The sequence below is a fragment of the Methylobacterium sp. 092160098-2 genome (assembly GCF_028920805.1).
GTDB lineage: Bacteria > Pseudomonadota > Alphaproteobacteria > Rhizobiales > Beijerinckiaceae > Methylobacterium > Methylobacterium fujisawaense.
Genome location: NZ_JAQPZJ010000002.1, coordinates 1397240 through 1405933, shown reverse-complemented (window position 1 = coordinate 1405933; position 8694 = coordinate 1397240). Strand labels below are relative to the sequence as shown.

6 protein-coding genes and 4 pseudogenes are annotated in these 8694 nt (G+C 62.7%); 4 read left to right on the top strand and 6 right to left on the bottom strand.

Features of this window, described 5'->3' with window-relative positions; translation table 11 throughout:
* Positions 1 to 65 precede the first annotated feature (65 nt).
* Positions 66 to 347: pseudogene (locus tag PQI07_RS32310) on the top strand (transposase); the annotation flags it as partial.
* A gap of 260 nt (positions 348 to 607) precedes the next feature.
* Here PQI07_RS32310 and PQI07_RS32305 read toward each other — a convergent pair.
* Complete coding sequence (locus PQI07_RS32305) at positions 608 to 1651, bottom strand: IS110 family RNA-guided transposase (RefSeq protein ID WP_274926645.1); 1044 nt, start codon at positions 1649 to 1651, stop codon at positions 608 to 610.
* Positions 1652 to 1705: 54 nt separating this feature from the next.
* Between PQI07_RS32305 and PQI07_RS32300 the strand changes: the two are divergent.
* Together PQI07_RS32300 and PQI07_RS32295 are read left to right on the top strand one after the other, a co-directional pair.
* Positions 1706 to 2620 (top strand): annotated as a pseudogene (locus tag PQI07_RS32300) (IS3 family transposase); the annotation flags it as partial.
* 28 nt (positions 2621 to 2648) lie between these two features.
* Positions 2649 to 3278 (top strand): annotated as a pseudogene (locus PQI07_RS32295) (DDE-type integrase/transposase/recombinase); the annotation flags it as partial.
* Positions 3279 to 3304: 26 nt separating this feature from the next.
* Here PQI07_RS32295 and PQI07_RS32290 read toward each other — a convergent pair.
* The 4 genes and pseudogenes from PQI07_RS32290 to PQI07_RS32275 form a co-directional block, all read right to left on the bottom strand.
* Positions 3305 to 3940 carry a pyridoxamine 5'-phosphate oxidase family protein gene (locus tag PQI07_RS32290; RefSeq protein WP_274928905.1) on the bottom strand — a complete coding sequence of 212 codons (636 nt, stop codon included), beginning with the start codon at positions 3938 to 3940 and terminating at the stop codon, positions 3305 to 3307.
* Complete coding sequence (locus tag PQI07_RS32285; RefSeq protein ID WP_274928904.1) at positions 3937 to 4635, bottom strand: DUF427 domain-containing protein; 699 nt, start codon at positions 4633 to 4635, stop codon at positions 3937 to 3939. The genes PQI07_RS32290 and PQI07_RS32285 overlap by 4 nt, the downstream gene beginning before the upstream one ends.
* 318 nt (positions 4636 to 4953) lie before the next feature.
* Positions 4954 to 5991: pseudogene (locus tag PQI07_RS32280) on the bottom strand (IS3 family transposase).
* A 305-nt stretch (positions 5992 to 6296) separates the two neighbouring features.
* Positions 6297 to 7133, bottom strand: a complete 837-nt coding sequence (locus PQI07_RS32275) for an outer membrane protein (RefSeq protein ID WP_274928903.1) — start codon at positions 7131 to 7133, stop codon at positions 6297 to 6299.
* A gap of 566 nt (positions 7134 to 7699) precedes the next feature.
* Here PQI07_RS32275 and PQI07_RS32270 point away from each other — a divergent pair.
* Entirely contained in the window at positions 7700 to 7921 is a 222-nt protein-coding gene (locus PQI07_RS32270) for a hypothetical protein (protein ID WP_274928902.1), read from the top strand.
* A 164-nt stretch (positions 7922 to 8085) separates the two neighbouring features.
* Here the strand turns inward: PQI07_RS32270 and PQI07_RS32265 are convergent, their stop codons facing one another.
* Entirely contained in the window at positions 8086 to 8694 is a 609-nt protein-coding gene (locus PQI07_RS32265) for a cytochrome b (protein ID WP_274928901.1), read from the bottom strand.

Below are 8694 nucleotides of genomic sequence, written 5' to 3'. Positions count from 1 at the left end.
TGGCCTGCCTCCTGAAAAGTGGTCCTCCCTGAGGTATGGCTTCAAGCCATGTGGAGGATATTTTCATGGGACGGAAGAAGCATACGGCTGAAGAGATCGTCGCCAAGCTGCGTCAGGTCGATGTCTTGGTGTCGCAAGGACGCAAGGTTGCTGAAGCAATCCGATCCATCGAGGTGACGGAAGTCACGTACTATCGCTGGCGTTCCGAGTACGGCGGTCTGAAGGGCGATCAGGTCAAGCGGCTGAAGTCCTTGGAGACTGAGAACCAGCGTCTTCGTCGAGCGATCTCCGACCTGACCCTGGAGAAGCTGATCCTGAAAGAGGCCGCCTCGGGAAACTTCTTCTCTATTCGGGGTTCATCGGTCAACGCCCTTTCGTGCGCATCCTGGTTCGACGCGTGATCGGCCCTGTGGAGCTCTTGCTTCTCTCCGAGGTCGGCGAGCGCCGCCTCATGATGGGGTTAGAGGGAGTGGGCGGATCCATCTAAGCCGCGCGCCCGGCAGAACCGACGCTCGAGTTTCCTCGGTCTCACCCGCTCCCATCGTCCCCACAGGGACCTCCTCCACGCCGGAGGAGCTCGGTGTTACGTGATGCTGATCCGTAAGCTTCAGGCCGCCGTCGCGGCTTCGGTCGACCAGCGGAAATCCTTCTCGTCGCGCCACATCCGATGCAGCACGATCGCCAGCTTGCGGGCGACGGCCACGAGGGCCTTCTGCATGCCTCTGCGCTTGGCCACAGCCAGCCCCCAGACCTTCAGCGAGGACCATCGAACCCGAGGGCCAGTCAGCAGCACGAGCGCGGCCTCATACAGTGCGGCGCGCATCATCGTGTCGCCGCACTTCGAGACTCGGCCGACCCGCTTCGTCTCGCCGGACTGGTAGAGCCGCGGCGTCAGACCATAATGCGCCCCGACGCATTGCGATCGTCCGAAGCGGGCTGGGTTGTCGACGCAGGTACGGTAGGTCAACGCCACGACCGGCCCGACGCCGGGCGCGGTCATCAAGCGCCGGCAGACCGGGTCGGTGCGGACCTGGTCCAGCAGCATTTTGTGCAGCTTGGCCAGTTGGGTCCGCAGCGCCGAGCGCGCCTCCAGCAGCGGCAGGACCACGGCCGCGACGAAGGGCAGATCGAGCACGAGGTCGCGTACGCGCTGCTCGAAACCGGCAGCCCCCACGACACCGACTTTGAGGCCGAAGTTGCGCAGTTGGCCGCGCAGGTCGCTCTCGATGTCGTAAGCCTTGCGCTGAAGCAGCTTGCGCGAGGTCAGGAGCAGGCGGCGTTGCTGGCTGGCCGGCGTTTTGACGTGGACCGGCTTGAACAGGCCGACCCGCATCATCTGGGCTATGCCCATCGCGTCGTTGCGGTCGGTCTTGTTGATGCGGGCCGAGAGGGCCGCATGCATGTGGCGGGTCTCGACGCAGATCGCCGGCAGTCCGGCTTCGACCAGGCCGGCGTAGAGCCACGGTGAGAGCGGTCCCGCCTCCAGGCCGACACGCGCGTAGCTGTGGCCGAGGTCGATCAGGTGCCGGCCGATCACCTCGGGATGGCTCTCGACGGTGGCCCGGTGCACGACCTTACCATGGGGATCGACGATGCAGATTGCGGTCTCCTTCACGGAGACATCGAGGCCGACGTGGTGCTGCTCGCTCATGGTGGGGCTCCGGGATTGGATCGAAGCGCCATCATGCCGCCGCTTCCGCCGCGCGAGGCACCCCGAATACCCCATCTGAGCCCGGCTCGCCGCCGGGCTTGTGTCGACTACGTCGTTGCCGAGCATGGCGTCTCGGAACGCTTCGCCTGCCGTGTTCTGGGCCAGCATCGTTCGACACAGCGCAAATGCGCCGTCTTGATCGAGGACGAAGCCGCCCTGACGGCTGCGATCATCGCGTTGGCCCTCCAGTACGGCCGTTACGGCTACCGTCGGATCACGGCCTTGCTCCGGCGCGACGGCTGGACGGTGAACGTGAAGCGGGTCGAACGGATCTGGCGACAGGAAGGCCTTAAGGTCCCCGCTCGCCAACCGAAGCGGGCACGCCTCTGGCTCAACGATGGCTCATGCCGACGACTGCGACCGGAGCGACCGGACCACGTCTGGTCCTACGACTTCGTCGAGCACCGCACGCATAATGGGCGCAAATACCGGATGCTGAACGTCATCGACGAGTTCACGCGCGAGTGTCTGGCAATCCGTGTATCTCGCAAGCTGAAGGCACTCGACGTGATCGATGTTCTCTCGGATCTGTTCAGCCTGCGCGGTGTGCCGGGTCATATCCGCTCGGACAATGGGCCGGAGTTCATCGCTAAAGCCGTTCAGGACTGGATCGCGGCGGTGGGATCGACGACCGCCTACATCGAGCCGGGCAGTCCGTGGGAGAACGGCTATTGCGAGAGCTTCAACGCGAAGCTGCGGGATGAGCTCCTCAACGGCGAGGTGTTCTACACCCTCAAGGAGGCCTGCGTCGTGATCGAGCAATGGCGTAGGCACTACAACAGCATCCGGCCGCACTCGTCGCTCGGCTACCACCCGCCTGCACCGGAGGTCGTCATCTGGCCAACGGAACCGAGCAGATCAGCGCCGCTCGCTCACCCCGCCATCGTCACACGGCCGACGATGCACTAACTTCGAACCTGGGCCACCGAATGGGGGCAGGCCACCGGAGATGGACGGCGACAAGCCCAAGAAGAAGCGCTTTGCCGATTACCCCATCGGCTACATGCACATCGATATCGCCGAGGTCAGGACAGAACAGGGCAAGCTCTACCTGTTTGTGGCCATCTACCGAACCTCAAAGCTGGCTTTGGTGAGGCTGGAAGCAGAAGCGAACCGCTACACAGCATCGGATTTCCTTCACGCGCTGGTCGCGTTCGTGCCGTACAAGATCCACACCGTGTTGACCGACAATGGGGTGCAATTCTGCCATGCCCCGCGCAACCGCTCAGGCCCGACAGCCCTCTACAGCCGGCACATGTTCGATCGCGTCTGCCACGAGCACGGCATCGAGCATCGTCTGACCAAGCCTAACCACTCATGGACCAACGGTCAGGTCAAGCGGATGAACCGCACCATCAAGGACGCCACGGTCAAGCGCTACCAGCACGCCAGCCATGACGAGTTCCGACATCACCTGCAGCTGTCTGTAGACGCCTACGACTACGGCCGCCGGCTCAAGACCCTGCGCGGCCTCACGCCCTACGAGTTCATCTGCCAGACCTGGACGAAAGAGCCCGAACGCTTCAGGCTCGATCCGTCACACCACATACCGGCACCATACATCTAGAGTGAACAATTGGGTTAGCTCCAGCTTCAATTTGGCGGGTGCGTTGCGGGGGCAGTCGCCGAGCGCAACGCCGCGTTTTCGCGTTCCAGAAGCGCGACGCGATCTTCCAGGAGCCTTGTGCGCTCGGCTAGTTCTTCGGTCCCGAAGCGCTGGACGATGTGCTGCGGGCAATTCAGATCGTATGCTTCGAGGTGGAGGACCATCGCCCGCTCGATCGTGGCCTTATAAGAGGGATCGCTCACCCGCTCTATCAGGGAAGGATCATCTCCCAGCTCCAGCAGCTCCGCAAGCGCCAGGATCTTCAACCGGCGACACCTGACAAAATCGACCATGATGAGCGCAGCGCGCCCGCCAGACGCTATATTGCCCGAAGAGAGATATTGCTGATTGCCCCGGTAGTCCGCAAAAGCCAGCGTCCTGTCATCGAGCACCTTCACAAACCCGCGCGGGCCGCCACGATGCTGGACGTACGGCCATCCATTCTCCGAAATGGTAGCGATGAAGAAGGTATCACGCTGAACAATGAACTCTGCAATTTCTGGGGTAAAGCGATCGAATTTTCGATCACCAGAAAAATGTTCGAAATAGTCACGGCTTCCCCACTGCGCCTGAATCATCTCGTTGGCCGGCGTCGAGATTATGTCGAGAAAACCGTAAGTCATGACGCTTTCCTAATCGCAAGCGAGTATACCTCGGCAGGGTCGGCAAGATCGACGACAGAATGGCCTTCTTTCAGCGCGGCAAGTGCATCTGCCGAGGGGAAGGCGCTTCCCCAAACTGCGATATAAGCAAGGCCGTGCTTTCCTTGAGAAGCGCGGGATTCCGAAAATTTGAGGACGGCTGCAGCGCGATCACGCGCCATCGCCACTAGCGTGCCCCGGTCATGCGCTCCGCTCTCTGCGAAGATCTCGACCAGCGTCGGAGGGCTGTCGATACGATAGCCGGTGAACTCCCCTGTCAGCCCCGGGATGTCGAGCGTCGGCCGCCAATACACCTTGTCGACGCCGATTGCCTTGGCGACGCTGGGTATCGCATGTTCGAGAACCTGCGGCCGGCCCTCATCATCGCCCACCCAGCGACTCTCGACCCCCTGCCAGAACGCGACCCAGTTCTCGATCGGCCGCGCGATCGGGGCGGTTTCCTCATAGGTCCATGCTGCGCCAGCATTCACTTCACCTCCAGCAAGCACATCAAAGTAGGTGGCCGCGCCGCCCTTCCAATAACATTGACTACTGCCGCTTGCCGGCCTTAGCGCGCCGGGTCGAACGCTTTCAGGTGGGTAGTAGAGACGGTTTTCGACGAGGATGCAGTGGGGACTCCGGGCGATCTCGTCACCGTTCCAAGTTGCAACAAACATTGATCCACTCCCCATGTGTCTCGGCGTTTCCACGTCGGGAAAAGCGAAGGGTCGGTTTAACTGCTAAGCATGCGCCATTGTACCTGCGCATGAGTTTCGAGAAGTTTCGAGATGCACCGGACATCCATGACGCCCCCTACGCTGTCTACACAACATCTCTTTGAACCCTCGTCGCGAGCGCCCACAAAGGGGCGTGAGCGGTCCCTGAGGCTATGTCCTGTGTGGATGGCGCCTGCATCTGCGTGGCTGCTGCTGCAGAGGTGGTTCGGTTTGTCTGAACAGCGAACTGAGCTTGGATGAGTGGGTATCCTGCCGGGTTCAGGCCGCCACGGGATGCGGCAGCGTGTCGAAGTAGGCTTGGTCTGGGGTGCGCCGGTCAAGGCTCGTACTTGACTGACCGCCACAATCGTTCGACGAAGACGTTGTCGCGCCACGCGCCTTTGCCGTCCATGCTGATGGCGATCCCCGCCTGCCGCAGCACGCTGGTGAAGGCGTGGCTGGTGAACTGCGAGCCCTGGTCGGTGTTGAAGATCTCCGGCTGGCCGTGCCGGGTGAGCGCCTCCTCAAGAGCCTCCACGCAGAAATCGGCCTCCATGGTGATCGATAGCCGCCAGGACAGGACCCGGCGGCTGAACCAGTCGATCACGGCCGCCAAGTAGACAAACCCACGCGCCATTGGAACGTAGGTGATGTCCATCGCCCAGACCTGATTGGGTCTGTCGATCGTTAGCCCCCGCAGCAGATACGGGTAGATCTTGTGCCCCGGCGTAGGCTTCGAGTTGCTCGGTTTGCGGTAGAGCGCCTCGATGCACAGGCGCTTCATCAGCGTCGCGACATGGCAGCGGCCAATCGCGACCCCCTCTGTGTTGAGGAGATCCCGCAGCATCCGGCTCCCCGCGAAGGGCAGTTCGAGATGCAACTCGTCCATCCGCCGCATCACCGCGAGATCAGCGGCCGGGACCGGACGTGGCAGGTCGTAGACGCTGCCCCGGCTGATCCCGAGCGCCTTGGCCTGTTTGGCGATGGGCAGATCGTGCCCGCGATCGATCATCGCTTTGCGCTCAGCAGACCGGCTTTGCCGAGCGCGCCGGATAAAAAATCGTTGGTCAGCGTCAACTCGCCGATCTTGGCGTGCAGCGTCTTCACGTCGATAGCCGGTGCCGCCTCCGACCGGGGCGCGGATCCGAACACCCCGGCAGCCCCGTCGAGAAGCTGGGTCTTCCAGGCCGTGATCTGGTTGGGATGGACATCGAAGTGCTGGGCCAGTTCGGCTAGGGTCTTCTCGCCCCGCAGGGCAGCCAGAGCCACCTTCGCCTTGAAGGCTGGGAGATGGTTCCGGCGTTGTCGCTTGCTCATCATCGCTCCTGATCCGCAGCCATCCTGGCCGCCGTCAGGCAGAAATTCCACTCAGCCCCACTGTGCATTTTCCCCGAGCCACCCCTTCCCGAGCTAGGTGCGGCATCTCTGGACAAATGAGCAGGTCGCAGATCGTCTCGTGGACTGGGAGCCAGCGCCGAGCATCCTTGGAGAATGATCGCTGGCTGCCCTGCGGGCCGGAACGACAGACGCCCCAGGAGTGGGTGCTCCTAGGGCGCGGCTCGACCTCGCGGCCAGTCTGATCGGGCTGGGGATCCGGAGGCCAAACTGGACGATGACGGGCCTTAGTACGTCCCGAACTTGTAGTTCAGGCCGGCACGCACCACAGCGAACTGATCGTCACGGCGGCCGATGTTGTTGAACGCCACCGGGAAGTTGTTGGCAGCGTTGATTACGAACGCGCCCTGGTTGCGATTGTTGCGGTCGAGGTTGACGTACAAACCTTCGACCTTGATCGTCACAGCCGACGAATGGAAGAAGTTGAGCCAGCTCTCGGTGGGCAGCGCGTACTCGATGCCACCGCCAGCGGCCCAGCCGGTACGGAAGCTGTCGTTGCCGGCAAAGCCACCGAAGCTGCGATCCGAGCTGCCCGAGCCGTAGGCGAAGCCGCCGGTGCCGTACACGAGAGTGCGGTCGAAGGCATAGCCGATGCGACCGCGGACGGTGCCGAAGTAGTCGAGGCTCGACAAGCCGCGTGGGTCGGTCACCGCGAAGCCGGGCGCCAGACCGCCGTTGATGAAGGCGCTGCGCCGGTCACGGCCGAAGTCGAGGTACTGAGCGTCAGCCTCGATGCCGATCACCACACCCGAGCCCGGGGTAAACTGGTAGTTGTAGCCGATCTGGCCACCGCCGGAGAAGCCTTCCTGGCTGCGATTGCGGAACGTCGCCGTCGTCCCTGGCACGGTCGCGAAGGCGCCCGGCACGCCGAAGGTCGCGTTGTCGTTGTGGCTGCTGGCGTCGAAGGCGTAGCCGGCGTTCACACCGACGTAGAAACCGGTCCAGGTGAACACCGGGACGGGGGTGAACACCGGCGGCGGAGCGCGACGCGGAAGGTCGGCGGCCGAGGCTGCACCGGCCATGAGAGCCGTGGCGGCGCTCGCGAGAAGAAGCTTTCTGATCATCTGGTCCTTTGTCCCTCTTCCTTGGCTGTTGAGGACGAGGGAGGAAACGGTGCAATGCCGCCGAGTGCCAGTGCAAATCGGCAACACGTATGTCGAGCAAGCCAGCATTTGACAACAGAGTGTCTTTTCGCACATCGCCTATTTACGTGTTACGTCCGTAACGAAAAAGTAGACAGTTTGAAATAATGTCGAAAAAACCCCGCCATCCGGTTGGAGGCGGGGTTAAGTCGCTCGATAGCCTTTCCCAGGACCAGCAAGGAAGACTGAGGCCAAGAGAACGGCATTCTGATCACGATATCAAGACCCCCAATCGATGTTGAGTCAGACGCCTTCGAGGCTCGCGACCTGGACGATCCACCGAAGGCGCACCCAAACTATAGAGGCTGCGCTAGCGGATTTCCTTACGTGAACGTCCTTCTTAGGGCTGTGTTCAAGCCTAACCGTTTCGTGATCACCCCTTCGGAACCATCGATCAGCACCATGCCTTCCTAGCGGGGCTGGGACCTGCCGCTGCCTCAGCCTGCTGGATTTCCAGCGCCTCCACAGCGGCACGAGAGGATGCATTCTTGCGCACATCAATGATCACCGCGGCCCTGCTCGGCGCGCTGGGCGCTGCCGCTCTGACCGTACCAGCCTCGGCGGCCCCGCTGAGCCACGTTCCGGCCACCGCCGTGGCTGGTTCCTCCGACGCCATCACCACTGTCGGCATCCGTCGCATGGTGCGGCACATGGAGCATCGCCGCATGCGCCACCGGATGATGCGCCACCGGATGATGCACCGCATGTAGTCCAAGAGCGGAAGTTGCCGCCTTCCTCGCCGGCAGCGTCGCGTCAGGTCTGGCTGAGGATGACTCCGCTGCCGGACCTTTTTCTCTGCCTGGTCTCAATAGCTGCACCGCCGCCAGCTTCAACATGCGTCTAGGCCAAGTTTTCGGTACGCTGAACGGGACATCTACTCTGAGTTAGCATCGTGCGTCGGGGCTCTGATGGAGGTTCTCGGTCGCCCACGCAGCATGCGCACGAGGACATCGTCACGGTCGCGGAAGTGATGTTTGAGCGCCGCCCCTGCATGGACCACGACGAGACCGACCAAGATCATGCCAAGTACGAGGTGGTATCGCGCGACGGTGACGTAGGTTGCCAAGTCGGGTGCCAGGAGCGCCGGAACGCGGAATAGGCCGAAGAACCGGATTGGGATGGCGAGCGGCGAGGCGGAAGCCGTTGCCCATCCGGAAAGGGGGAGGGCGACCATCACGCCCCAGAGTGCCGCCTGGACGATACCGGCTGCGGCCCGCGCGACCGGCCCACCGCGCGGTGGCGGTCGCCGCTGCAGAATCGCCTGGACTGCGCGTAGGCCGACCAAGGCCAAGGCGACGAGCCCAAGAGACTTGTGCAGCTGAAAGAGGTCGAACCGCAGCGCGATCGGGATCAACGGGGAGAACATGATCCAGCCGAGTGCGACGAGGACCGCGATCAGCCCGGCGCCCGTCCAATGCAGGAGGCGGGAAGCGCGGCTCCAGCCCAGGCCCGCGTCCGTGCCGGCGTGAGTGCGAACTGCCAT

Excerpts from the sequence above, each read along its gene's own strand:
- PQI07_RS32265 (WP_274928901.1), bottom strand. The coding sequence starts at position 8,694 with ATGGCAGTTCGCACTCACGCCGGCACGGACGCGGGCCTGGGCTGGAGC.
- PQI07_RS32305 (WP_274926645.1), bottom strand. The coding sequence starts at position 1,651 with ATGAGCGAGCAGCACCACGTCGGCCTCGATGTCTCCGTGAAGGAGACC.
- PQI07_RS32290 (WP_274928905.1), bottom strand. The coding sequence starts at position 3,940 with ATGACTTACGGTTTTCTCGACATAATCTCGACGCCGGCCAACGAGATG.
- PQI07_RS32285 (WP_274928904.1), bottom strand. The coding sequence starts at position 4,635 with ATGTTTGTTGCAACTTGGAACGGTGACGAGATCGCCCGGAGTCCCCAC.
- PQI07_RS32275 (WP_274928903.1), bottom strand. The coding sequence starts at position 7,133 with ATGATCAGAAAGCTTCTTCTCGCGAGCGCCGCCACGGCTCTCATGGCC.